This window comes from Sulfuricella sp., assembly GCF_035531155.1.
GTDB lineage: Bacteria > Pseudomonadota > Gammaproteobacteria > Burkholderiales > Sulfuricellaceae > Sulfuricella.
Genome location: NZ_DATKTK010000003.1, coordinates 1 through 24,879, shown reverse-complemented (window position 1 = coordinate 24,879; position 24,879 = coordinate 1). Strand labels below are relative to the sequence as shown.

19 protein-coding genes and 1 pseudogene are annotated in these 24,879 nt (G+C 56.1%); 12 read left to right on the top strand and 8 right to left on the bottom strand.

Going from position 1 to position 24,879, the window contains the following annotated elements:
• Positions 1-87 precede the first annotated feature (87 nt).
• The 3 genes from VMV64_RS00145 (at position 88) to VMV64_RS00135 (ending at position 3,550) form a co-directional block, all read left to right on the top strand.
• Entirely contained in the window at positions 88-756 is a 669-nt protein-coding gene (locus VMV64_RS00145; protein ID WP_325327916.1) for a tyrosine-type recombinase/integrase, read from the top strand.
• 50 nt (positions 757-806) lie between these two features.
• A complete protein-coding gene (locus VMV64_RS00140; protein WP_325327915.1) occupies positions 807-1,562 on the top strand; it encodes a hypothetical protein in 756 nt (251 codons plus the stop codon).
• 191 nt (positions 1,563-1,753) lie between these two features.
• Complete coding sequence (locus tag VMV64_RS00135; RefSeq protein WP_325327914.1) at positions 1,754-3,550, top strand: ABC transporter transmembrane domain-containing protein; 1,797 nt, start codon at positions 1,754-1,756, stop codon at positions 3,548-3,550.
• 745 nt (positions 3,551-4,295) lie between these two features.
• Here the strand turns inward: VMV64_RS00135 and VMV64_RS00130 are convergent.
• Positions 4,296-4,940 (bottom strand): annotated as a pseudogene (locus tag VMV64_RS00130) (transposase); the annotation flags it as partial.
• Between the two features lie 401 nt (positions 4,941-5,341).
• Here VMV64_RS00130 and VMV64_RS00125 point away from each other — a divergent pair.
• A complete protein-coding gene (locus VMV64_RS00125; RefSeq protein WP_325327913.1) occupies positions 5,342-8,077 on the top strand; it encodes a cation-transporting P-type ATPase in 2,736 nt (911 codons plus the stop codon).
• A 76-nt stretch (positions 8,078-8,153) separates the two neighbouring features.
• On the opposite strand, the gene VMV64_RS00120 is transcribed toward VMV64_RS00125, so the two are convergent.
• From VMV64_RS00120 to adh, 5 genes are all read right to left on the bottom strand, one after another.
• On the bottom strand, positions 8,154-10,034 hold the full coding sequence (locus VMV64_RS00120) for a potassium transporter Kup (RefSeq protein ID WP_325327912.1): 1,881 nt from the start codon (positions 10,032-10,034) through the stop codon (positions 8,154-8,156).
• Between the two features lie 23 nt (positions 10,035-10,057).
• Positions 10,058-10,747 (bottom strand): two-component system response regulator KdpE, encoded by a 690-nt coding sequence (kdpE, locus tag VMV64_RS00115; RefSeq protein WP_325327911.1) that lies wholly within the window; start codon positions 10,745-10,747, stop codon positions 10,058-10,060.
• A complete protein-coding gene (locus VMV64_RS00110) occupies positions 10,744-12,276 on the bottom strand; it encodes a DUF4118 domain-containing protein (RefSeq protein WP_325327910.1) in 1,533 nt (510 codons plus the stop codon). Before VMV64_RS00110 ends, kdpE begins: the two co-directional genes overlap by 4 nt.
• A 506-nt stretch (positions 12,277-12,782) precedes the next feature.
• Positions 12,783-13,163 carry a DUF779 domain-containing protein gene (locus VMV64_RS00105; RefSeq protein WP_325327909.1) on the bottom strand — a complete coding sequence of 127 codons (381 nt, stop codon included), beginning with the start codon at positions 13,161-13,163 and terminating at the stop codon, positions 12,783-12,785.
• Positions 13,164-13,235: 72 nt separating this feature from the next.
• Positions 13,236-14,756: an aldehyde dehydrogenase gene (gene adh / locus VMV64_RS00100; RefSeq protein WP_325327908.1), complete on the bottom strand. Its 1,521-nt coding sequence runs from the start codon at positions 14,754-14,756 to the stop codon at positions 13,236-13,238.
• Between the two features lie 446 nt (positions 14,757-15,202).
• Between adh and VMV64_RS00095 the strand changes: the two genes are divergently transcribed.
• From VMV64_RS00095 to hflX, 4 genes are all read left to right on the top strand, one after another.
• Positions 15,203-15,985, top strand: a complete 783-nt coding sequence (locus tag VMV64_RS00095) for a hypothetical protein (protein ID WP_325327907.1) — start codon at positions 15,203-15,205, stop codon at positions 15,983-15,985.
• A gap of 133 nt (positions 15,986-16,118) precedes the next feature.
• Positions 16,119-16,439 carry a hypothetical protein gene (locus VMV64_RS00090; RefSeq protein ID WP_325327906.1) on the top strand — a complete coding sequence of 107 codons (321 nt, stop codon included), beginning with the start codon at positions 16,119-16,121 and terminating at the stop codon, positions 16,437-16,439.
• A 172-nt stretch (positions 16,440-16,611) separates the two neighbouring features.
• Positions 16,612-16,764 (top strand): hypothetical protein, encoded by a 153-nt coding sequence (locus VMV64_RS00085; RefSeq protein WP_325327905.1) that lies wholly within the window; start codon positions 16,612-16,614, stop codon positions 16,762-16,764.
• 473 nt (positions 16,765-17,237) lie between these two features.
• Positions 17,238-18,593 (top strand): GTPase HflX, encoded by a 1,356-nt coding sequence (gene hflX / locus VMV64_RS00080; RefSeq protein WP_325327904.1) that lies wholly within the window; start codon positions 17,238-17,240, stop codon positions 18,591-18,593.
• 473 nt (positions 18,594-19,066) lie between these two features.
• Here the strand turns inward: hflX and VMV64_RS00075 are convergent, their stop codons facing one another.
• Together VMV64_RS00075 and VMV64_RS00070 are read right to left on the bottom strand one after the other, a co-directional pair.
• Positions 19,067-20,053, bottom strand: a complete 987-nt coding sequence (locus tag VMV64_RS00075) for a GlxA family transcriptional regulator (protein ID WP_325327903.1) — start codon at positions 20,051-20,053, stop codon at positions 19,067-19,069.
• 271 nt (positions 20,054-20,324) lie between these two features.
• Positions 20,325-20,603, bottom strand: coding sequence for a hypothetical protein (locus VMV64_RS00070; RefSeq protein ID WP_325327902.1), 279 nt, complete (start codon positions 20,601-20,603; stop codon positions 20,325-20,327).
• Between the two features lie 107 nt (positions 20,604-20,710).
• Here VMV64_RS00070 and gfa point away from each other — a divergent pair, with 107 nt between their 5' ends.
• The 4 genes from gfa (at position 20,711) to fghA (ending at position 24,579) form a co-directional block, all read left to right on the top strand.
• The gene (gene gfa, locus VMV64_RS00065; RefSeq protein WP_325327901.1) at positions 20,711-21,289 is read left to right on the top strand and encodes an S-(hydroxymethyl)glutathione synthase; all 579 of its coding nucleotides are present in this window, start codon (positions 20,711-20,713) and stop codon (positions 21,287-21,289) included.
• Between the two features lie 17 nt (positions 21,290-21,306).
• Positions 21,307-22,461, top strand: coding sequence for an alcohol dehydrogenase (gene yqhD / locus VMV64_RS00060; RefSeq protein ID WP_325327900.1), 1,155 nt, complete (start codon positions 21,307-21,309; stop codon positions 22,459-22,461).
• A gap of 157 nt (positions 22,462-22,618) precedes the next feature.
• Positions 22,619-23,728, top strand: a complete 1,110-nt coding sequence (locus VMV64_RS00055) for an S-(hydroxymethyl)glutathione dehydrogenase/class III alcohol dehydrogenase (RefSeq protein ID WP_325327899.1) — start codon at positions 22,619-22,621, stop codon at positions 23,726-23,728.
• Positions 23,729-23,742: 14 nt separating this feature from the next.
• The gene (gene fghA / locus VMV64_RS00050) at positions 23,743-24,579 is read left to right on the top strand and encodes an S-formylglutathione hydrolase (protein ID WP_325327898.1); all 837 of its coding nucleotides are present in this window, start codon (positions 23,743-23,745) and stop codon (positions 24,577-24,579) included.
• Positions 24,580-24,879 lie beyond the last annotated feature (300 nt).

Below are 24,879 nucleotides of genomic sequence, written 5' to 3'. Positions count from 1 at the left end.
ATCAATGATGTAATTATAAATCAGCACGCCTGTTATGGCCAAATTTGTGGGGAGTTTTTCAACACAATTAACCCGAAAGAGTTCATCATGGAAGCCAATCCGAAAGTCAAACATGCTCAAGTTCCCTGGAACAAAGGCAAACTCACTGGCCAGAAACCACCGCTAAAGCTGAAGGAAATTTGGGCAATCCGCATCCACCTGCAATTGGCCAAGCAAACACGGGAGTTGGCGCTGTTCAACCTAGCCCTCGACAGCAAGTTACGCGGGTGCGATCTCGTTGCACTACAGGTGCTGGATGCTGCACATGGCAATCAAATCGCACCACGGGCAATCATCATGCAACGTAAGACCCAGAGACCGGTACAGTTCGAGATCACGGGCCAGACTCGTGACGCACTAACCGCCTGGATTGCCATTGCGCAGCTTAAACCGGAGCAGTATCTGTTTTCGAGTCGGATAAAAGCCTCGCCACATATTACGACACGGCAATATGCCAGAATCGTCAATAAATGGGTTGCTTCAATCGGATTGGATCCATCGGCGTATGGTACTCACACGATGCGCAGAACAAAGGCCACATTGATTTACCGACGCACCAAGAACTTGCGCGCTGTTCAACTGCTGCTCGGGCATACCAAACTGGAGAGCACGTTCGGTATCTTGGTATCTAGGTCGACGATGCCCTGGAAATTGCCGAACAGACCGAGGTATAGCCTCTTACGCTCACAAGCGGCCATCTGGATAGGTGGTCGCTAAGGTATCAGAAACGAACCGTCCCCAGTGTATAGAGAGACTTGAATATGCCCATGAAGAGTTCGTGGCACAATAGAACAATGATTCCTTCATCCCCTCGGCGCACTTGGATATTCCTGCTGGTCAGTTCCTTGGCCTTTTATGGACCGGGCCTTTTCGCGCCTGCGGCCTGGGACAAGAACGCGACCTATTTGCTGCTTTACAATCTTTACCAGGGGGTACTGGTGATGGCGTGGTTCTGGTACGGGCCAGCTATCTGCCGGGCACTCGTTGTGAAGAAGGTCGCTATCGGGCCGTTACGTCAAGCTGTGGACTGGGCTCTGGCAGAGCTGCACAAGAGCAAAGGGCATGTCCAACTGGCCGAGATACCAGTCATTCTGGCGGAATATTCAGCCCCGTTCATCGTCACTGCCGGATTGTTGCCTGGACAAAGCCAGGTTTTTATCTCTTCCGCCTTGGCGGAGCAACTTGGGATAAACGGGCTTCGCTTTCTCTTGGCGCGTGCCTTGGTGCATAGCAGCTTGTCCCAGCGGCTGGCTGCTCTATTGCCGGTACTGGTGTTGACGGTGATGTTTCCCGATACGCCCTGGGATGTGACGACTTGGCTCGGCTCGGCTGGATTTCTCGTGTGCTGGCTGGCCATACATTGGTTTTTCGAACTGCGCGCTGATCGTCAAGCTGCTCAAGCCTTGGGGCTCGGGGCAGAAGAGGGGCTGCGGGAAGTTTTGGTGGCCAATGCTTCGCCCGTCGGCTGGCTTTCCGTGCAACCCCCCGTCCGCTGGCGTTTGCACATGGTGGCTGATGACTAGACTTACCATATAAATGGTGTGAAGCGATTTATCGAACATATCCGAAAACTATTAGGCAATTGCGAACGGCTGGCTGGTGCCAATAGCGGTCACCCCTGGATAATTAAAATTCTTCCCAGCGAATATTTTCTCGTTTTGATTCTTAGGAAATGGGAAAATGGAAAACACTCAATAAAACGTGACAACAAGGGATGTCTATCTCGAAATCGATCCAATCTGACTCCGCCCGACGCATATCTTCTCTTTGGGATCTGTGGCCCTTCCTGCGCCCCTATCGAGAGAGGATCGCGCTGGCTTTTGTACTCCTGTGCCTTGGCTCGGCCACCATATTGTTGGTGCCGTTGGCGTTCCGTGATCTGATCGATTTTGGTTTCGGGCAACGGCAAAACGCCAGTGGTGGGCTATTGGGTACGCTGAGTTTGAATGGACATTTCGCCGCGCTGTTCGGATTGGCGAGCCTGTGGGCTTTGACAGTGGCGGCGCGGTATTACACCGTGACCTGGGTAGGTGAGCGGGTGACGGCAGATTTGCGAAGTGCGGTGTATGCGCGGATGCTGGCGCAGTCTCCACAATTTTTCGAGACCTTGCAAACCGGCGAAGTTCTGTCACGTCTTACGGGCGACACCACACTAATCCAGACCGTGATCGGCAGCTCTATTTCGATGGGCTTGCGCAGCCTGTTCCAGTTTATCGGCGGCATGATCATGCTGGCGGTGACCAGCTTTTATCTGTTCTCCCTGAATTTTGGCCTGATGGCATTGCTGACGCTACCCATCTTTGCCATCGGCCGTAAAGTCAAAAAGCTCTCGCGTGAATCCCAGGACAAAATTGCCGACGCCTCGGCGCTGGCCGGCGAGATACTCAACGCTGTTCCAACAGTTCAGGCCTATACGCAGGAACAACACGAAATCAAACGGTTCACCGACCGCGCTGAAGTGAGCTTCAAGACTGCGATCCTGCGTACCCGCGTGCGTGCGGCGCTGACGGCGCTGATCATCACGGCTGTGATGGGCGCCATTATTTTCGTGCTGTGGATCGGCGCGAACCAGGTGCATGAAGGCAGCATGACTGGTGGACAACTGGCTTCTTTCGTCCTATATGCGGTTTTGGTAGCAGGCGGTGTGGGCACCATGGCGGAAGTATGGGGCGATGTAATGCGTGCGGCTGGTGCAACCGAGCGCTTGCTGGAATTGCTCCACGCAAAGCCCACCATTGTCGAATCCACCTCACCGCAACCGCTGCCGCAGCCCAGAAAAGCGAAGATCCAGTTCGAAAATGTCACCTTCCGTTACCCGTCGCAAATGCAAACAGCTGCGCTTGATGACATCACCCTCGACATCGCACCTGGCGAAAGCGTCGCGCTAGTCGGCCCTTCTGGCGCGGGCAAGACTACCCTGTTCCAACTCTTATTGCGTTTTTACGATGTGACGAATGGGACTATTCGCTTCAACGGGCAGGATATCCGCCAACTTTCTTTGCACGAATTACGCGACAAGATCTCCATCGTGCCACAAGACTCGGTGATCTTCTCGGCCAATGCGCTGGAAAATATTCGGTACGGATGCCCCACTGCCAGCGACGATGCAGTCATGGCCGCCGCCAAATCGGCGCAGGTGGAAGAATTCATCAACCGCCTGCCAGAAGGCTATCAGACCTTCCTGGGAGAACGTGGCACCCGCTTGTCCGGCGGGCAGCGCCAGCGCATTGCCATCGCGCGTGCGATCTTGAAAAATGCGCCACTTTTGCTGCTTGATGAAGCCACCAGCGCGCTGGACGCGGAATCCGAAATCCTAGTGCAAGAAGGATTGAACGCCGCTATGCAGGGGCGCACAACCCTCGTCATTGCACACCGGCTTGCCACCGTGAAGAAGGCCAGCAGAATCATCGTGTTGGAACATGGGCGCATCGTCGAAACCGGCGCGCCGGAAGATTTACGAAAACAGAGCGGGCTGTACGCGCGACTCGCACGCTTGCAATTCGACGTTTAATAATGCAAAGCGCATTAATAAAAAATGCTGGAGAGGCGCGAATGTCGGCTTGGCGCCCTACTCCCGCGACCGGCAGCAGCGTGCCATAAACCGCCGCTCAGGTTAGCCGTCGCGGATGTCCGCTCCTCGGCTATTCTGTTGAAAAACTCTTTTTTCAGGATGCTTAAAAAAATTTAAGCCTCTTGGGTAAGCTTTCCTTCGAAAGACGTGCCGAGGATCGCATATTGCCTGATCGTTCGCTGTAGAGCGTCTGATTTGCCTATAAAAAAGAATTTGATTGCTTTTCTATGGGCAACGGACTTTTGGCAAGATTTCAGCGGTTATAAAAATTAGAGTTTTTCAACAGAATTCGGCCAAAGCGGCCTTTCGATCTAAAAGCTGCTGAGGTGATTCGCCGCCTTCACCTCGTCTATGGCAAGTCAGAAAACCGGCAGAATCTTAAATTCTCATATTGCCAATGTTAATTCGGCACGAAGATCTTGAACCTTATTTGCACTTGATCCGCAAGCGTTCCAATGTCGGCCCACTCTATTTCTCCCACTTTATAGGCTAGGTGAGAGAGAGGAATGCTGCCTTCGAACCACATGCCGGCACCCTCTGGGCGTGCCGTAAAAGGAATGATCAGAGGAAGGCTCTTGCCCTTTAGAGTTAATTGCGTTGGCCAGGAACTTGCCGGCGACCGCTGCCGTGATCGATGTCGAAGTAAATGTAGCATGTGGAAAGTGCATCGCATCCAAAAAATCCTTATCTTTCCCCGTCCATCTTCAAGCTGGCCTGAATGGATGGATCTTCGCATTGTTCGTTCTGACCGAAGATATTGCAGCAGTTCCTTCTTCAGTACGCCGCGCGCCTGTATGAACAAACTGCGATAGATCGTCTCGTGTGACACTTGCTTACTCTCATCTCCCGGATGCGTTCTCTTTAGCCAACCTGCTATCTGCTCCGGTGACCAGTTTAACCTGAGCTTTATCTCCACCGCACGCCTTAACCACGGACTACCGGCAAGCTTGCAGCTTTTAGGTCGGCAGGCTCTATTCCATGCGGCTTGATCAGCTTGTGCGGCTCTATAGTTACCATCGCCACCATTGCGTTCGATTTCTCGGCTGATAGTCGAGGGTGAGCGTCCCAGTTGAGCCGCTATCGAGCGCAAGGATACTTGGCTGGCAACTCCTCTGGAAATCTCTTCGCGTTCGGTCAGCGTAAGAGCCGACGCTGATCGTCGACGAGGAGATGGACGTATCCCTCCACTAGGCGCAATCTGCCCATGGATCGAGGATGAAGGCCTGTCAAACGCCCGTCCAATTGATTTTAGTGATTCCCCACGTTGCCAGCGGTCCCAAATCTCAGCTTTATGCTCGGCCGTGTATTTGATTCGAGTTCTGTATGTCATATTTCACACCCCATCTATCGAACTTATAGATTAAAGTGTTGCATCGACCAGTTGAGAGCGCCAGCATAAAACAGTCATTCAGGTGCCTGACTGGCACATCCCGGCCAAGACCAGTCTTCAGGCTACCCTCCTTAGTTTCACGCCTAACCTTGTAGAGCAAGCAAGGAGATGCTGATTGTTCCTGAGCTTTGAGTCGTCGGTAGGAATATACGGTTCTGTCGTGTTGCCGGCGCCGTCCTTGACGCCGACTTGGCGGGTCTTTTGGGCAGATCCAAAGACTCGGCCAATCATAGGCGGAGTCTTCGCGCGGGCGCAATTGAGCTAAGATTTAATTCTGAGCTGCACCAGCCGAGTAGGATCGCCAGAGGAAAACGGCTCCGGCAACGTCAAAAGGATCTCTCATGAAGATTCATCAACTTTCCGCCGATGAAGCGATCGCGAGCCTGCGCAGCACGCCGCAGGGGTTGTTGTCAGTCGAGGCGACACGCCGGCTCATCGAATTCGGGCCCAACCGCGTCCAGAAAGTTACCCGCGAGTCATTGATACTGCGCTTTCTCAAGCAATTTACCCAATTCTTCTCCCTGATCTTGTGGGTTGCCGCCGGCCTGGCCTTTCTCGCCGAATGGAGCGCTCCCGGGCAGGGCATGGCAAAGGTGGGCTACGCCATCATCGCGGTGATCCTGGTTAGCGGTCTGTTCTCTTTCTGGCAGGAATACCGTGTCGAACAAACCCTGGTCGCATTGCGCAAGCTGCTGCCGCAGCAGGTCAAGGTGTCACGGGAAGACAAGGTGGACCAGATCGACGTGGAGCAACTGGTGCCGGGAGATATCGTCCTCCTGGAACAAGGTGACTACATTCCAGCAGACTGCCGCCTGATCGAGGCTTTCGGCGTCAGGGTCAATAACGCGACGGTAACCGGGGAATCACTCCCCAAAGCGCGAGATATTTCACCCTCCGAAGAAAGTGAATTGATCCACGGCAAAAACATATTGCTTGCCGGCACCTCGATGGTATCCGGGCAGGCCAAGGCGGTTGTCTTCGCTACCGGTATGCATACTGAACTCGGCAAAATTGCCCATCTCACCCAGGTGAGTGGGGAGGCGATTTCTCCATTGCAAAAGGAGGTCGCGCACCTCAGTCGGCTGATCGCCGCTCTGGCCGTCCTAATCGGGTTGGTATTCTTCGCGATCGGCTGGGCAATCGGCGTGCCTTTTTGGCAAGACTTTATTTTTGCCATCGGCATCATTGTTGCCATGGTGCCGGAAGGGCTGCTTCCGACCTTGACCTTGGCGCTCGTTCTCGCCACCCAGCGCATGGCAAAACGAAATGTCCTTATCCGTTACCTGCCTTCGGTCGAAACGCTGGGGGCCACCACGGTAATTTGTACGGATAAGACCGGTACGCTGACCCAGAACCGGATGGCGGTAAAGCAGCTTTTCCTGGGAGGAACGTCCATTTTGCCGGATGCAGCCAAACAAGGGCGGCAGTTCGCGGATCACTATCTGCCTTTCTTCCTGGCGGCGCATCTATGCCACGATCTCAAGGAAGGCGAGCAGCGTGGCGAAAAAATTCTTTTCGGGGATCCCATGGAGATCGCATTGGTCGAAATGGCGCAGCAAGTCCTGCCTACGCCCCCTACGTACCGGAGGCTGGACGAAATCCCTTTCGACGCTGACCGCATGAGGCTCAGCACGATGCATGAAATGCCGGATGGCCCCACGCTCTTCTGCAAGGGCGCGCCGGAAACCGTCTTGCCTCTGTGCAACCGCATCCTGGTGGAGGGGAAGATGCACCCGTTCACCCCAGAGCTGCGCGAGAGGGCCCGCGAATCTCAGGAAGCCATGGCCCGGCAAGGATTGCGTGTCCTTGCCTTTGCGTACCGCCGAGTGGAACACCCAGGACAACATCAGCAACTGGAGGAGGAACTCGTTTTCACGGGGCTTGCCGGCCTGGAAGACCCGCCGCGCCCGGAGGTACCGGAGGCGATCCGCAAATGTCACGGGGCGGGAATCAGGGTGATCATGGTCACCGGCGATCACCCTCACACTGCCCTGGCGATCGCCCGGGAAATCGGACTCGTCCTGTCAGACAACCCGCTCGTGATCACTGGTGAAAAACTACGCGGTTTTTCTGTTACGCAACTGCGGCTCGTCCTGGATACGCCCGAAATTATCTTTGCACGGGTCGGCGCGGACCAGAAAATGCGCATTGTGGACGCACTGAAACAAAAGCAGCATGTGGTGGCAGTGACTGGCGATGGCGTAAACGACGCTCCGGCCCTGAAAAGCGCGCACATTGGCATCGCCATGGGCATTACCGGCACTGACGTGGCTAAAGAAGCAGCCGACATGGTCTTGCTGGATGACAACTTCGCCAGCATCGTGAACGCCATCGAGGAAGGGCGCGCCGTCTTCGAAAATATCCGCAAGTTCCTCACCTATATCCTGGCGCACAATGTTCCGGAATTGATTCCCTATCTCGGCTTTGCGCTGTTTAATATTCCGCTCCCATTGACACCCGTCCAGATTCTATCCATCGACATGGCAACCGACTCGCTCACCGCCCTCGGACTTGGTATCGAAAGGCCCGACCCGCAGGCCATGCAGCGACCTCCCCGCTCGCAGCGCGAGCGGCTGTTCGATTGGTCTCTGGCGCTGCGCGCCTACCTGTTCCTGGGCCTGATCGAAGCTGTCGCAAGCATGGCGGCTTTCTTTTTCGTCCTCAACGGAGCAGGCTGGAAATACGGCCATAATCTGGCAACCAATGATCCGCTTTACCTACAAGCCACCACCGCCTGCCTGAGCGCCATTGTTGTGATGCAAATCGTGAACGTATTCCTGTGTCGGAGTGACATCAGGTCTGTAGTTTCCACCGGCCTCTTCAGCAACCGGTTGATTGTTTGGGGCGTCATACTGGAGATTGCGCTGATTCTGCTCATCGACTATACCCCCTGGGGCAATGTCATCTTGGGAACGGCGCCGATTGTGGGGAAAGTTTGGCTTTTTGTTCTTCCTTTCGCAGTCGGCCTTCTGATCCTGGAAGAATTTCGGAAGTGGGTCGTCCGGGTGAGACTGTTCAATCGCGTTTGGGGTTCAATATGCAGTCTCATCAAAGTCAGCCTCGGCAGCCGGACGTAGAATGCACTGTAGTGAAGTAAACCTGAACATTGCCTCGTAGCCGCAGCTGATCCAGTAGCCGCCTTCATCACCATTTTCAAAGCACCACCTGAGTACCAACCTCGACCACCCTGTTGGGTGGGATTTTGAAAAAGCTGGCCGCACTACCCGCATTACGGAACATGGCAACAAACAACTTCTCGCGCCATAGCGGCATCTCCGAACCCAGCCGGGGAATCAGCGTTTCCCTGCCGAGGAAGTAAGAGGTGGTCATCATATCGAAAGACAGGCCATATCGCTCGCAGAGTTCCAGCGCCTTGGGTATGTCGGGATCGTCCTTGAAACCGTAGCGGACGATCACACGGTAGAAATTGTTCGGCAGTGCCTGCACCTCGACCCAGTCGATTTCCGGGACATGGGGTACGTCTTCCACCAGCACGGTCACGATGGCGATGCGCTCGTGCAGCACCATGTTGTGTTTCAGGTTGTGCAACAGGGCATGGGGTACGGCGTCGGGATCGCCCGACAGGAACACCGCCGTGCGCGGCACCCGCGTCACCGAGCCAGAATCCAACCCCCGGATAAACGGTTCGATGGCGATCGCTTCGCTCTCCATGCGGGTACGCAAGAGTTTGCGCCCCTGTTTCCAGGTGCTCATCAGGGTGAACACGCCCAGGCCGAATACCAGCGGGAACCAGCCGCCATCCTCGATTTTGATGGCGTTGGCGGCGAAGAAGGCAATATCTATCGCCAGAAAAAACGAGATCAGCAGCCCGCTCCGAATCCATCCCCACCCCCACAGATGGCGCACGACGATGAAGGCGAGGATGGTGGTGATCACCATCGTGCCAGTCACGGCGATGCCGTAAGCCGCCCCCAGATTGGTAGAGCTGCGGAAACCCAGAACCAGGGCGATCACCGCGAGCAGCAGCGCCCAGTTGATTCCCGGCAGATAGATTTGCCCGATCTCCCGCTCCGATGTTTGCTGCACCTCCATGCGCGGCGAATAGCCCAATTGGATCGCCTGCCGGGTGATCGAAAAAGCGCCGGAGATCACTGCCTGTGAGGCGATTACAGTGGCCGCCGTGGCCAGGGCCACTAAAGGATACAGCGCCCAGTTGGGCGCCAACAGGTAAAAGGGATTCTGGACTGCATCCGGGCTATGCAGCAATAGCGCGCCCTGACCGAAATAATTGAGCACCAGGGCGGGCAGAACGAGGCCGAACCAGGCGAGCTGAATGGGCTTGCGGCCGAAGTGTCCCATGTCTGCATAAAGCGCCTCGGCACCGGTCAGCGCCAGTACTACCCCGCCCAGCGCGAGGAATCCAAGCCAGGGGTTTGATGCGAGAAAAACAAAGCCATAGGCTGGGTTGAGCGACTTGACTACATTCGGCTCGGTCAGGATGTTGACGATCCCCAGCAGCGCCAGAGTTCCGAACCACAGGCACATGATCGGGCCGAACAGGGCGCCGATGCCCGCCGTGCCTTTGCGCTGGAAGGAGAACAGGGCGACCAGCACCCCAATGGTGACTGGGATCACGTAAGCCTTGAGCGCCGGAGTGGCCACCTCCAGTCCCTCGACGGCGGAGAGCACCGAAATGGCTGGGGTGATCACACCGTCCCCGTAAAACAGTGCTGCGCCGACGATGCCCGCCAGCATGATCGCCGCCCGCCCGCGCTGGCCCTCGGCTTTGTGCAGGGCCAGCGCCATCAGCGCCATGATGCCGCCCTCGCCCCGGTTGTCGGCACGCATGATGAAGGCAACGTATTTGATCGACACTACGATCACCAGCGACCAGAAGATCAGGGACAGGATGCCGAGGACGTTATCCGGCGAGACCGGAACAGGATGGGCGCCGGCGAATACTTCCTTGATGGCATAGAGCGGGCTGGTGCCGATGTCGCCGTAAACGATTCCCAAGGCGGCCAAGGAAAGGGGGGCCAGGCGGCGGTCTTGATGTGCATCTTGTTGGGTCATAAGTTCTCCGGGTTCTGAATGGATTAAGACTTGAAACGGTAGCCCACGCCGGTCTCGGTCAGGAGGTACTTCGGCTGGGCGGGATCGGCTTCTAGCTTCTGGCGCAGATGGCCGACGTAGATCCGCAGGTAATGGTTGCTCTCGACGAAAGACGGTCCCCAGACCTCGCGCAGCAGATGGCGATGGGTCAGGACCTTGCCCGGATTGGCCATCAAGAGGGCGAACAGGCGGTATTCGATTTGCGTGAGGTGGACGGGCTCGCCGCTGCGTGTGACAACACGCTTGGAAAGGTCAGCCTGGACATCGCCAAACGAGACCACGGGGCTGCCCTCGCTGCTTTTGCCTTGCCGCCGCAGGAGTGCGCGCACGCGGGCGAGCAGTTCGCCGACGCCGAAGGGTTTGGTCAGGTAATCGTCCGCTCCGGCATCCAGCGCAACGATCTTGTCGTTCTCGGTGGAGCGCGCCGACAGGATCAGGATCGGCACCGCGGACCAGCCGCGCAGGTCGCGGATGAATTCGACGCCATCCAGATCGGGCAGGCCGAGATCGAGAATGATCAAGTCGGGCTTGCGAGTGCCGGCCTCGACCAGCCCCTGCTTGCCGCTTTCCGCCTCGAACACGCGGCAGCCTTCGGCCTCCAGCGCGGAACGGACGAAGCGGCGAATTTGCTTCTCGTCTTCGACGACGACGACGCTCGGAGAGATTTCACTCATGTTCCGCTCTCCTCTTCAACGGTGGGCGGCGTGCCGCTCGGCAAGGTAAATGTCACGCAGGCCCCTCCTTCCGGCCTGTTCGTCGCATGAATCGTCCCACCGTGCGCGTCGATAATCGCCCGACAGATCGCCAGCCCGAGCCCGACGCCGGGGGTCGCCGATTCGGGAGCGCCGCGCACGAACATCTCGAACAGCGCGTGTTGCTTGTCCGGAGGAAAGCCTGACCCCTGGTCGCAAACGGAGACTTCGACGCTTTCCCCTTTCACGTTTCCCGCGATTTCGATCAAAGAGCCTGGCGGCGCGTATTTGGCCGCATTTTCCAGGAGATTGCAGAATACTCGCTCGATCAATACCGCGTCGAACTCCACCAGGGGCATGTCCTTGGATAGCGTGACGCGGACATGATGGTTCGCCAGACTGCGCCCCAGCATCTGGATGCTCGCCCCGATCACTTCCTCGATCAATTGCCATTCCTTGCGCAGCGTGACGCGGCCGGCATGGAGGCGGGCCATGTCCAAAAGATTTCCGACCAGGCTGGAGAGACGCAGCGCTTGTTCGCGGATGGCCTCCGCCGTTTCCAGGGCCTCAGCGGGAAGTGGCGGCCTGGCCAGCGCGAGTGAATCGGCCAGCCCCACCAAGGCGGTGAGCGGCGTGCGCAGGTCGTGGGACAAGGCGGAGAGAATCGAGCTGCGCAGCCGCTCGGAAACGATCTGCACCTGGGTGGACTGGGCCACCTCCACGTAATGCAGACGCTCTACGGCAATGGCAACCACCGACGAGAGGGTCGCCAGCAGCGGTTTTTGCTCCCGCACTGCGTGAGGATTCTGGCTGTTGGGGGCGAAGACGATCACGCCGCGTACCTTCATCGGCGCCTTGAGCGGGAAGTAGCCCGCCCCGTAGCCATACCCCGACAGCGAGTAGTCCTCGACCGGCTCGCCTTGATCGAAGGCGATCAGCGCGAAGCGCTGCTCGATATGAAGCCGGCTATCCAATTGGGCGATCGGTTTCAGGTTGTCTTGTTCATCGGGCAGGAGCAGTGCCGCATCGAGAGCGAATCCATCATGCAAAAAACGGCGGACGATGTCGGAAACCTGCTCGATGGTCAGCGCTCCAGCCAGGTCTCGCGCCATTTCGTAAAGCGCCCTGGTTTGCTGCTCCTTGAGAGAGGCGATGTCGGCCTGCAGGCGCAGGCCGGCAGCGAGATGGCCGGTGATCAAGGCGACCGCGAGCATGACGGCAAATGTCACCAGATATTGGACGTCGTTGACCGTGAACGAGAGCCGCGGCGGCACAAAGAAGAAGTCGAACAGGGCGACGCTGAGGAATGCCGCCAGCACCGCCGGCCCACGGCCGAAGCGCACCGCGACCAGCAGCACCGTCAGCAGGAACAGCATGACGATGTTGGTGAGGTCGAGGTGCTCCCTGAGTGGCGTGGCGACGAGGGTCGTGATCACGCAGGCAAGCAGCGTCCAGCCATATCCTTTTGGAGCGGCGGCACTGGTAGATGGCACAGGCAAATCGGCGCTCATTTTTGCATTCCCTGAAGAGGTTGCTTGATTAGCAGTCTAGTCGGGACTACGTAAAACTCACGGAAATTATGGTCATGTCGGCATAAAAAAACCGTAAAAACTGGCATTATTGCGCTACGCTGAACGACCGCTTTGCTAGTACAAACAGCCATTGGCTAGTGATCCGTGAATGTCCGGAACTGGCACGGAGCACTCAGTGAGCATTGAGCCGCAAAGCAGTCAGAGGTCAAACCATGAATTTTCGCAACCGTCTGCAATTGGGATTTGCCGACTACTTCCGGACCGTGCCAACACCGGACGGTCAAGTATCCGCGGTCGAAGGTCTGCTTGCTACTTGTTAGCGGAAGTTAAAATTTCGCGGGAAGGGGCATTTCCGCGAACCATCAGTACATACAAACGGCTTAACATACGATTTTCCTCGTTTCGTGAGTTGGCCCCGGACTTGCCAATCCGAGCATCAACTTGACGAAGCGCGCACGGGTACCTTAGGGGAACTAAGGGTACCATCACGGGTGCTTTTGTTCAGCCTGCAATTCGGACAACTCGGCCTCAGTAAACACCCGTGAACGGGTGTGGAATGCCTTACCCTCCGACCCCTCCAGCGAAAACGTACCGCCGTGCCCATCGATCACATCGATGATCAGCTGTGTGTGTTTCCAGGATTCATACTGCGCCTTGCCAATATAAAAATGGCAGCCACCGATTTCTCCAAGATAAACGTCACCAGCCCCGATGGTAAGGTCGCCAGGCAGGTAGCAGTTGGCTGCGCTGTTATCGCAGCAGCCTCCGGACTGGTGAAACATCAGAGGGCCGTGTTTCTTTTTCAGTAACTCGATGAGTTCCAGAGCCGCATCTGTGGCAATCACTTTTTTAACCATGATTTCCATCTCCAATACATATGGGGCGGTTACCCGCCCCATAAAGAGTCGCCCGAAAGTGACCAGAAAAGAATGGTGTGATCAGAAGAAGCCGAGTTTCTGCTCGCTGTAGCTGACCAACAGATTCTTGGTTTGCTGGTAGTGGTCGAGCATCATCTTATGCGTTTCGCGTCCGATACCCGATTCCTTGTAGCCGCCGAAGGCGGCGTGGGCCGGGTAAGCGTGGTAGCAGTTGGTCCACACACGCCCCGCCTTGATGGCGCGACCCATGCGGTAGGCGACATTGCCATCGCGACTCCACACGCCGGCACCGAGGCCATACAAAGTATCGTTGGCAATAGCTAGAGCATCTGCCTCATCCTTGAAGGTAGTCACCGCGAGCACCGGGCCAAAGATCTCTTCCTGGAAGATGCGCATTTTGTTGTGACCCTTTAACATGGTCGGCTGGACGTAGTAACCGCCTTTCAGATCGGCGCTGACTTGGGCACGATCGCCTCCGATCAGCAACTGTGCACCCTCTTGCTTACCAATATCGAGGTAAGACATGATTTTTGTCATCTGCTCTTCCGAGTTTTGAGCACCGACCATCGTTTCGGTATCCAGCGGGTTGCCTTGCTTGATTGCCTTGACGCGTTGGAGGCAGCGCTCCATGAATTTGTCGTAAACGGATTCTTGAATCAGTGCGCGCGAGGGGCAGGTACACACCTCTCCTTTGTTGAAAGCGAATAACACGAGGCCTTCGATCGCCTTGTCAAAAAAGCCATCATCAGCGCGAGCGATGTCGGCGAAGAAAATATTGGGCGATTTGCCGCCCAACTCCAGCGTAGCCGGTATCAGGTTATTGGCGGCAGCTTGCGCGATAACACGACCCGTGCTGGTCGAGCCGGTGAAGGCGATCTTGGCGATACGCTTGCTGGTAGCGAGCGGATAGCCAGCTTCGCGACCGTGGCCGTTGACAATGTTGAGCACGCCAGGGGGCAGCACATCGGCAATCAGTTCAGCCAAGATCAGGATGCTAATCGGAGTCTCCGAAGCTGGCTTCAGAACAACACAATTGCCGCCACCGATTGCTGGAGCCAACTTCCATGCGGCCATCAGGATCGGGAAGTTCCACGGGATGATCTGGCCGACCACGCCGAGAGGCTCGTGAAAGTGGTAAGCGACAGTGGTCTCGTCGATGTCGGAAATGCCGCCTTCCTGCGCTCGCAAGCAGCCGGCGAAGTAGCGAAAGTGGTCGATGGTGAGCGGAATGTCAGCATTCAGTGTTTCGCGGATCGGTTTGCCGTTGTCGACCGTCTCGGCGTAGGCGAGCAGTTCAAGGTTAGCTTCGATGCGGTCGGCGATCTTCAGCATCAGGTTAGAGCGTTCAGCGGGAGATGTTTTCCCCCACTTGTCGGCAGCCGCGTGAGCTGCATCAAGCGCAAGCTCGATGTCTTCCGCACCGGAGCGCGCAGCCTTGGTATAGGGCTTGCCGTTGATCGGGGAGATAACATCGAAGTATTCACCCTTGACCGGGGCGACCCACTTGCCACCGATGAAGTTGTCATAGTGGGCCTTGTAGGCGATCTTGGCACCAGCTGTGCCGGGGGCAGCGTAGATCATATTGTCTCCCTGTTAATTGAGCTTCTTGCAAAAATCCCTGACTGAGCGGAATTAGCTGCTGAACGGGATGGAGGTGGGTGGCTATTGCTGGCACGATGTGAGTTGTCAAAAAAACATCTCGGCCACTATGAAATATTAGGTAACGAAATGGAATAATGCAATCTGGCGATTGGTTCAGGCACCATTCAGTGGCGGATAGTCTGCTAGGCAAACTGGAACTGGATGACCACTTTAAGCCGCTGAACAGACCTTCGACGACCAGTCCATGACAGTCGCTTGTGGGTCGCCTGCTGCCGATCAGCATTTTGAGAAGCAGTCGCTCGAAACGGAAACGCTGATTTTCTCCCTGGCAGATTGCGACTGACCGCAATTGGAGGAGGAGCGGTCACCGGTGCCGGGCGTCCTGACTAGCTCCTCGGTAGCGAAAGCGGTCAGTCGGCTTACCGATGTCATGTGACGGCTCAGGGTCGAACTGGGACTATCGCATCGCCAATGGCAAAATTCAGACCTCACTACTGGTCGGCGCCGGGGGGCATTCCTGCCCAGTGGCGCGGTTTCTCGGCGCGCAACTCGGCGCGCAACTCGGCGCGCAACAGTCTCTCGTCGTGGCACAGGAGGCCGAATTCCCACTTGATGCCGCACAAGCGAAAGCATGCCGAGTGCTGCCGCACACCCCGGAGCTATTTTTCTGCCAGGATCTCAAGGGGTATGGGTGGTGCTTCCGCAAGGGCGGCTATCTCAACGTCGGTCTAGGGCGGAATGAGAGCCACCAACTATCGGAGCACTTGGCGGCTTTCCTCGATTTCTTGAAACGACGCGGCAAGTTTCCTGCCGACATCCCGAACGGATTCCGCGGGCACACCTATTTGCTTCACGGTCACAGCGCACGCAAGCCCATGGACAATGGGGTGCTGCTAATCGGCGATGCGGCGGGTTTGGCCTACCCGCAAAGCGGCGAAGGCATTCGCCCGGCGGTGGAATCCACCCTGCTGGCGGCGGAGACGATTATCGAAGCAGACGGCGATTACCGGCAAGCGCGTCTTGCACCTTACCCACAGCGCCTGCAGGAACGCTTCGGCCCTGCCCAATCTGCGGACGCGAGCAGATTGCCGCAGCAGCTACAGCGATTCATCGGCGGCAAGCTGCTAAGCAATGCATGGTGCACCCGGCACGTGGTGCTTGACCGCTGGTTCCTTCACGCTCAGCAACGCCCCCTGCAAATTTACTGACCCCAGCATCAGGCCGCTACTGGAAAAAGTTTGCATTTCCCCTGCAGCCTGCTTTAATCAATAAGGATCGTCCTGACTCAGGAAAGGTGAGAACGCTGGCCGTGTCGCGCATTTTGGACTATGGAGAATGTTCATGAAGTTTAGCGAAGAACTGGTACAACAGGTTTGGGAGAAAGCAAGGGGTAATTTCGACGTGGATTCGGGCCTCTGGCGTGAAGATGAATGTGGCGCATGGATAAGCCGAAACCAATATGGACATCAAAATTCCGATTTCGGGTGGAAGATTGACAACGTTTCGGCTGGAGGGCCAGACATCCTGGAGAATCTGCATGCGTTTCATCTAGGCAACTCATTCGACCGTACCAGTGGGCATCCGAAATGCCACGTTATGGCTGACCGAACAGGGCTGGACTCATCAGAGCGCACTTTCCAGCCACGCAACAAGAACATCTAAATCCGCAGAATATGCTGGGAATGCCAAGTGTGAGGGGTTGCACAAGGTGTGCCATCAATGATGGGCTGCGGTTTGCACTACTGGTACCAGACACGGTCTGGACCCTGAGCAGTCGTTCGTTCTCCCCCCCCCCCGGAAAGCTACAAAATGAGGCGCGGGCGATGGGATAAGAATGCCGCTGCACAGGCTTCCATCAGGACAAAATACCCAGCGCGACCAGCAGGACGATGATGCCCACGATTACAGCGCCTGCGCCGATCAGCTTTTTGAGAAGCAGTCGCCCGAATCGAAAACGCTGATTTTCAGCCCAGAAGATTGCGACTGACCGCAATTGTAGGAGGAACGGTCACTGGTACCGGGCGTCCCGACTAGCTCCTCGGTAGGGAAAGCGGTCATTGGCCATGCGAATGCAATCAGGCGGCTTAGGGTCGAAAGGGACGATTCGGAAATATTGAAAGCGGTCATTCCCGCAGACGGGACCGAGTGCCTTTTCTGAAGATCGTGACGGTCCGCTTAGGCCGAGAAAGCGTCAGTCGAGCGCTGCACCACGAATGAGTCCTTTTCGGGCCTTTGCGGTCATTCGATGTAACCAAGAGCTACTCGATTTGAACGTCCGCTATCGAATATTGCGTAGTCGCGCGTCGGACCCGAAACGATCATAGGCCGTTTTTGAATGCCGAGCTCGAGACGGGCCGAAGGCTTGGGCGTGGGGGGCTGTGCATGGTCAATGCCGGCGACTATTGCATTGGCAGGTACTATACTATCCGGCTTCGCCCACTCAAGAGAAGCAATCCCCGAATGCGAAAAGAAGTCAAAGAGAAGCCCAAATACGCCGTCGTGGCGGCCGTGCAACTGCCGAACGTGAGCGACGTCGAGTTCGAGGCATCGCTGGCCGAGCTGCGCGATCTGGCAAAGACACTGGGTTTCGAGATCACAGCCACATTCACGCAGAAGCGCTCCAGCTTCGACTCGACGGCCTACCTGGGCGCCGGAAAGCGGCAGGAGATACGCTCCTTCGTGGACAACAAACCCGAGCCCGTCGAGCTGGAAAGAACACCACAGGCCGCCGCCGACCCCAACGCCGGCAAGATCGACGTCGTCTTCGTCGATCACGAGATCTCGCCGTCTCAGGCGCGCAACCTCGAAATCGAGGTCGGCTGCGAGGTGATGGACCGCACCATGGTCATCCTCGAGATCTTCCACCGTCACGCCAGCTCCCGCGCCGCGCGCGCACAGGTGGAAATCGCGCGCCTCGGTTACATGGCGCCGCGCCTGCGCGAGGCGGCGAAGCTGGCGGGGCCGCAAGGGCGGCAGCGTAGCGGCACCGGCGGCCGCGGCGCCGGCGAGTCGCACACCGAGCTGGACAAACGCAAGATCCGCGACCGCATCGCCGAACTGCAGCTGGAGATCTCCGCGATGGACGTTGAGCGCAAGACGCAGCGCGCGCGGCGGCAGGAGCGCCAGGGAATCGCCAACGTGGCGCTCGTCGGCTACACGAACGCGGGCAAGTCCACCCTGATGCGCGCCCTCACCGGCAGCGAGGTGCTGGTCGAAAACAAACTCTTCGCCACGCTCGACACCACCGTGCGCGCCCTCCAGCCCGAGAGCAGGCCGCGCGTGCTCGTCAGCGACACGGTCGGCTTCATCAAGAACCTGCCGCACGGACTCGTCGCCTCGTTCAAATCGACGCTAGAGGAGGCGCTTGAAGCGTCGCTGCTGCTCCACGTCATCGATGCAAGTGATCCAGGGTTCGAACGGCAGCTCGAGGTCACCGACAAGGTGCTTGACGAGATCGGTGCGAAGGACGTGCCGCGCATCCGCGTCTTCAACAAGATCGACCACGTCGGCGACGCAGCAGCGCAAGCCGAACGCGAAGCGGCGCTACGCGCGCAGTACCCCGATTGCATTGTGATGAGCGCACGCCGCACTGGTGACGTTGCAAAACTACGCGAGGCGATAGTCGCGTTTTTCCGGCAAGGTCTCGTTGAGGCCGAGCTTTTCCTGCCCTGGTCGGCACAGCAACTGCGTGGCGAAATCTTCGCGAGTTGTGAGGTGCTGAAGGAGCGCGCCGACGGTGAGGGCGCGTTCTTGCGCATTCGCGGCGAGCGCGAGGCTGTGAAGGGCCTGTGCGAGCGGTTCGGCCAAGCGCGATGAATTCCAATTTGGTCTGATCTTCTTGGGTACGCCGCCAATGGAAGCAATGCCCACTCCCGTGTCGGTCCGGTAATCGGCTGCTCTCGATCAGGCAGAGAACCTAAATGGAGCAGTCTGCTATGTCAGGTTCTCGGCCAAAGGAGCCGGTCAGCGAGGCTTGAAAATTGGCGCAGGGGAATGACTGCTCCAAATCCAACACCGGTCATTTCCAATATTTATTGGGAAATCTTCGCGGAAACCAACTTGAATGACCGCATCCAGAAAAGCTGGTCGGCCGCCTTCGACCCCTTGCGGACACTCACGTCTTTTGGAAAGCGGACCTTCAACGATGCCATTGAGCGACTTCGCAAGCGGGCGAAGCGCGCTTGCGAAGGTCTGGCTAGAATGGTTACCCTCTTACGATTGCTTGTCCCCATCGCTGATCGATTTCATCGCGACGCACACGGCAAACGGCGCCCTACAGTAACTGATGCTCACAAAGCAGTTGAAAATCGCTCGCGATATACCTTCGGGGTTACACCTATTTTTTTCTGGAATACACGACGCATTTTTTCTTCAGTTCGGAAGCCCGTCTTCAAGGCAATCACTTTCAACGGAGATTTGTTTTCCTCAAGCAGACGCCGGGCAACTTCAAATCGCGCTCTTTCTATAAAATCTGCCGGGCTTTCGGTTGTTTCCCGATGAAACACTCTGGCGAAATTCCTTTCGCTCATCGCCAGTCTGGCCGCCAGCTTGGTGACATTCAGGTCTTCGTCCAAGTGCAGCATAATCCAGTTTTGTAATTCGCGTATGGTTGGATTGGTCGTCAGCTGACTGGAAAGATGGACGCTAAACTGGGATTGACCGCCCGGCCTTTTCAGGTAGATCACCAGGTCGCGAGCCACTTCGAGCGCTATTTCACGGCCAAAATCCTCTTCCACTATCGCCAATGCCAAATCCATTCCGGCAGTCACACCGGCAGAGGTCCAGATATTCCCCTCGCGGATAAAGATTGCATCGGCATCCACTTGCACCCGGGGATATCTTTTTCGCAAAAGTTCCGCAAAATTCCAGTGCGTTGTGGCACGCCTGCCATTGAGTGCCCCGCCTTCGGCCAAAAAGAAACTTCCTGTACATAATGCTGCCAGCCGATTGATTCTGGGTGCGGCGTTTTTAACCCATTCGACAATTTCTGGGGAATCTTTCAGTGCTTGCTCAATATCGGGCGAACCGACAATCAGGGCGAGATCCGGCAATGCAAAAATGCTGATCGCCTTGGTCGCTTGCAGTGACATCAGAGTATCCGATGGGATCATGCCAATTTTTGTTGAGACAATAGCAATCTCATATCCGCCTGCAAGGTTGCGTTTACGCAAGCAACTGTTGGTATAGTCAAGAACCTTCAATGGCCCTATCGCTTCCAAAGCCTTAAAGCCCGGATATACAATGATATCCACGGTATGTAGCTTATATTGACTCATGTCATTGCCATATAGATTAAGTCCGTAACCTGCTGTAAATAATTGGTGAACAATCACCACTTCGGTTTAAATACGTTGTGAGCATGTCAGAAATTTTGTGTACTTAATGAATCACACAGCAGCAGATGGCTAGCCACGATATTACACTGCCGGAAACCGCTTTTCATTTAGATAATTATCCAGGTCTTCCTATTATTCGCCAAGAACAGCAGCCGAAAATCGGAAGTTGGTTAATATCAATCCAACCTACCGTTCAGTATTCATCAGTTAATCAAAAGCTACCGATGCTCGACTCGACCACGATGCTCAAACCCTCGTTACTTGTAAAGCTCTTCACGAAAGACAGGGCTATTTTCAGTTCGCTGAAAACAATGCGGGTGAGTTGCTGCATGGATGAGTAGCCGATACCTGCAACAATTTTAATAATTTCCGGGTGTGCGCGATCTCTCAGTCGATGCGCGCTGTTGCCATCGCGAATGAAAAAAACAGATGCCGAGAGCAATTGGACGCAAATACGGACAACGTTGCGGCATTTACAGCCAGAATCCACCCTGCTCTCCTTTCCCGCCTTTTTCAGATAGTAGAATACTTCTTTTAAATATACGGCATTACACATCCCGTTTATTTACAAATAATTTAAAACCAAGGAGTCGTTTCATGAATAATGCAGTCAATATACATCCGGCAGTTGATAAGGGAATACAGTCTGCGGCGGATGCTTTTCCCGGCGGGACGCTTTTCTGCGCCTGCCCGGCGCACAAGGTTGAGGTCGCGATCAAGGGGCAGTCTGCGCACAATCACATATGTGGATGTACGCAGTGCTGGAAACCGGAAGGCGCGCTATTCTCGCAGATTGCGGTGGTACCGCGTGATAACGTCAGTATCTTAGCAAATGAGGACAAGCTGGCAATCGTAAATGCTAAGGAAATGCTGCAACGCTATGCTTGTAAAGAGTGCGGTGTGCACATGTATGGCCGCATCGAAAATACTGCACATCCATTTTACGGGCTCGATTTTATTCATACCGAGCTATCAAACGAAGATGGCTGGGCAGCGCCACAATTCGCAGCATTCGTTTCTTCAATTATAGAATCAGGTGCGAGCCCGGATAATATGGGTGCAGTCAGGGAAAGATTGGCAGAACTCGGCCTGCCCTCTTACGATTGTTTATCACCGGCGCTGATGGATTTCATCGCGACGCACACGGCAAACGGCGCAGCAACTGAGGCCGCATAAACTACAAGGACAAATTCATGCAAAACTTCACTCTCCACAACCCGACCCGAATTCTCTTTGGCCAAGGGCGCATTGCCGATATTTCTCGCGAGATCCCGACCGGCGCCCGTGTATTGGTCACCTATGGCGGTGGCAGCGTCGTCAAGACCGGCACGCTGGCCGAAGTGAAGTCCGCATTGAAAGACTTCACCGTTTTCGAGTTCGCCGGCATTGAGCCCAACCCAACCTACGAAACGCTGATGCAGGCCATTGAACTCGCGCGCCGTGAGCAGATCGATTTCCTGCTTGCCGTCGGCGGCGGCTCGGTGATCGACGGCACCAAGTTCATCGCTGCCGCCATCCCCTTTTCTGGCGACCCGTGGGATATCCTCGCCAAGGGCGCTGCGATCGAAAGAGCGATCCCGTTCGGCAGCGTACTCACGCTCCCCGCGACCGGCTCTGAGATGAACAACTTTGCGGTGGTGTCCCGACGCGCGAGCAGTGACAAGCTGGCCTTTTCTAGCCCTGTGGTCTTTCCGCTCTTTTCGGTGCTCGACCCAAGCAAGACTTTTACCCTGCCGCCGCGTCAGGTAGCCAACGGCGTGGTGGATGCTTTCGTTCATGTCACCGAGCAGTACCTCACCTACCCGGCTGACGCCAAGGTGCAGGATCGCTTTGCCGAAGGTCTGCTGCTGACACTGATCGAAGAAGGACCCAGAGCATTGCAGGAGCCGGAAAATTACGCAGTACGCGCCAACCTGATGTGGACGGCAACGCTGGCACTCAACGGGTTGATCGGTGCTGGTGTGCCTCAGGATTGGGCGACCCATATGCTCGGGCACGAACTCACCGCGTTACACGGACTTGACCACGCCCAGACACTGGCCGTGCTACTGCCCGCCATGCTGCAAGTCTGCCGTGAAGAAAAACGCGAGAAACTGCTGCAATACGCAGATCGTATATGGGGTTTGCGCGAAGGCAACGCAGAAGCGCGCATCAATCAAGCCATCGAGCACACCCGGCAGTTCTTCGAATCGCTGCAGGTGCCGACCCGCCTCTCGGACTATGGAATCGGCACCGAGGCGATATCGGCGCTGATGGCACAACTGGAGCGGCATGGCATGGTCGCGCTCGGCGAGCATCAGGATTTAGACATCGCGCGTTCACAGCAAGTGTACGAAATGGCAGCCTGACCCGACGCCATCCGTAAACCCGAACGCCGGCATCGTGCCCAATCCATTGGTTTTCACCATCTACGTATGCCAGGCAGCGAAAGACCTGTGGCAGACAATCAATATAAATAAAGTGATACCGTTAAGAATATATTTTTACTATTTAAGGACGTACCTGATGAAAGCAAAAGCAGCTGTTGCATGGGAAGCGAAAAAGCCCCTGTCGATCGAAATGATAGACGTGGAAGGCCCGAAGGAAGGCGAGGTGTTACTCAAAGTCATCGCATCGGGTGTCTGCCATACGGATGCGTTTACCCTGTCCGGCGATGACCCCGAAGGCGTTTTCCCTGTAGTGCTGGGCCACGAGGGCGGCTGCGAAGTGATGGAGTGCGGCCCCGGCGTCAAGGGTCTGAAACCGGGTGATCATGTGATACCCCTGTACATTCCCGAATGCGGCGAATGTGAATATTGCCATTCCCCCAAAACCAACCTGTGTCAATCCATTGCATCCACCGTGTGGACCGGCTACATGCCCGACGGAACGCGACGTTTTTCCATGAATGGGAAGCCCATTTACCACTACATGGGCTGCTCCACGTTTTCCGAATATACCGTGGTGCCTGAAATTGCCTTGGCAAAAATCAATAAAGCGGCCCCGCTGGATAAGGTCTGCCTGCTGGGCTGTGGTGTCACTACCGGCATCGGCGCGGTCATCAACACGGCCAAGGTGGAACCCGGCTCAACGGTAGCGGTCTTCGGCCTGGGCGGTATAGGACTGTCCTGTATTCAGGGTGCCGTGATGGCCAAGGCGAAACGCATCATTGCCGTGGACATTAACCCGGACAAATGGGCTATAGCCAAGGCGCTGGGCGCGACGGATTTCGTCAACCCCAAGGAATTGAGCGGCAGTGTTACTGAAGCCATTGTTGAAATGACCCATGGCGGCGTCGACTATTCCTTCGAGTGTATCGGCAATGTGCACGTGATGCGTGAAGCACTGGAATGCACCCACATGGGCTGGGGCGTCTCCACCGTCATCGGGGTCGCCGGTGCCGGTAAGGAAATCTGCACCCGTCCGTTCCAACTGGTCACAGGCCGTACCTGGAAGGGCAGCGCATTCGGCGGCGTCAAGGGACGGACGGAACTGCCCGGCTACGTGGATCGTTATATGAGCGGCGAAATTGAGCTGGACAAGATGGTCACCCACACCATGCCGCTCGAGGATATCAACCGGGCATTTGATTTGATGCATAGCGGCGAAAGCATTCGCTCCGTGATCATCTTCTAAGACGGTTGAAAAAAATGAAGAAAATCGAAAGCATCAAAGAGTTCGGCGGATGGCTGAACCGCTATGAGCATCAGTCCACCAGCTGTCATTGCACCATGACTTTTTCCGTTTATCTGCCGCCACAGGCAGAAACGGAAAAAGTCCCCGCCGTCTATTGGCTGTCGGGCCTGACCTGCACCGATGATAATTTCCGCACCAAGGCCGGCGCGCAACGTTATGCCGCCGAACTTGGGCTGGCGTTGATCATGCCGGACACCAGTCCCCGCGGCGATGACGTGGCCGACGAACCGGATCGTTACGATCTGGGCAAGGGCGCTGGCTTTTATGTCAATGCCACCCAGGCGCCTTGGTCAACGCATTACCAGATGTATGACTACGTCACTGCAGAGTTGCCGGCATTGATCGAGGCCCATTTGCCGGTGCTGCCTGGCATCAAATCCATCAGCGGTCATTCCATGGGTGGTCACGGCGCATTGATCTGCGCATTGAAGGAAAAAGGCGCCTACCGTTCCGTTTCCGCCTTTTCACCCATCTGTCATCCAGTGAAATCTCCATGGGGTGAGGGGTGTTTCGGCGCTTATCTGGGTGATGATAAAGAACAGTGGAAGGCCTACGATGCAACCGAACTGATCAAGGCCGGGCACACTGCCATGCTGGTATTAATTGATCAGGGCACCAATGATCAGTTCCTGGCCGAACAACTGTTCCCGCAGGATCTGCAGGCGGCCTATGAAGAGCAGGGCGGGTCCATCACGCTGCGCATGCAGGAAGGCTATGATCACAGCTACCATTTCATTGCCACATTCATTGGCGAACACTTGGCCTATCATGCCAAAGCCCTACGGGGATAAATCCTCCCCTACATGGGTGAAAGATCAGCCCAAGCACGCCTGATCAGCCACAACCAGTTTCAGAGGCTGTGCCTGTGGGTGGTTGAAAGAGTGGAACTGTTTCCTATGTTGAGAAATGAGGCAATCGTGAGGCGCTAACTGCTCATTCGATAACAAGACTGTAAGCGGCCAGCCGCTCCACCTGTAGTTTCCCGCTAATCCCGTGCATTCTGGGTGCTTTTTCGGAGGGACTCCAGATGGCGAAGAGGCATGGGCAGGCATTCTGGCGAGCGCATCTTGAAGCTTGGCATCGGAGTGATC

Coding starts and splice junctions, on each gene's coding strand:
- VMV64_RS00145 (WP_325327916.1), top strand. CDS start 88: ATGGAAGCCAATCCGAAAGTCAAACATGCTCAAGTTCCCTGGAACAAA.
- VMV64_RS00140 (WP_325327915.1), top strand. CDS start 807: ATGAAGAGTTCGTGGCACAATAGAACAATGATTCCTTCATCCCCTCGG.
- VMV64_RS00135 (WP_325327914.1), top strand. CDS start 1,754: ATGTCTATCTCGAAATCGATCCAATCTGACTCCGCCCGACGCATATCT.
- VMV64_RS00125 (WP_325327913.1), top strand. CDS start 5,342: ATGAAGATTCATCAACTTTCCGCCGATGAAGCGATCGCGAGCCTGCGC.
- VMV64_RS00120 (WP_325327912.1), bottom strand. CDS start 10,034: ATGACCCAACAAGATGCACATCAAGACCGCCGCCTGGCCCCCCTTTCC.
- kdpE (WP_325327911.1), bottom strand. CDS start 10,747: ATGAGTGAAATCTCTCCGAGCGTCGTCGTCGTCGAAGACGAGAAGCAA.
- VMV64_RS00110 (WP_325327910.1), bottom strand. CDS start 12,276: ATGAGCGCCGATTTGCCTGTGCCATCTACCAGTGCCGCCGCTCCAAAA.
- VMV64_RS00105 (WP_325327909.1), bottom strand. CDS start 13,163: ATGGAAATCATGGTTAAAAAAGTGATTGCCACAGATGCGGCTCTGGAA.
- adh (WP_325327908.1), bottom strand. CDS start 14,756: ATGATCTACGCTGCCCCCGGCACAGCTGGTGCCAAGATCGCCTACAAG.
- VMV64_RS00095 (WP_325327907.1), top strand. CDS start 15,203: ATGTCATGTGACGGCTCAGGGTCGAACTGGGACTATCGCATCGCCAAT.
- VMV64_RS00090 (WP_325327906.1), top strand. CDS start 16,119: ATGAAGTTTAGCGAAGAACTGGTACAACAGGTTTGGGAGAAAGCAAGG.
- VMV64_RS00085 (WP_325327905.1), top strand. CDS start 16,612: ATGCCGCTGCACAGGCTTCCATCAGGACAAAATACCCAGCGCGACCAG.
- hflX (WP_325327904.1), top strand. CDS start 17,238: ATGCGAAAAGAAGTCAAAGAGAAGCCCAAATACGCCGTCGTGGCGGCC.
- VMV64_RS00075 (WP_325327903.1), bottom strand. CDS start 20,053: ATGAGTCAATATAAGCTACATACCGTGGATATCATTGTATATCCGGGC.
- gfa (WP_325327901.1), top strand. CDS start 20,711: ATGAATAATGCAGTCAATATACATCCGGCAGTTGATAAGGGAATACAG.
- yqhD (WP_325327900.1), top strand. CDS start 21,307: ATGCAAAACTTCACTCTCCACAACCCGACCCGAATTCTCTTTGGCCAA.
- VMV64_RS00055 (WP_325327899.1), top strand. CDS start 22,619: ATGAAAGCAAAAGCAGCTGTTGCATGGGAAGCGAAAAAGCCCCTGTCG.
- fghA (WP_325327898.1), top strand. CDS start 23,743: ATGAAGAAAATCGAAAGCATCAAAGAGTTCGGCGGATGGCTGAACCGC.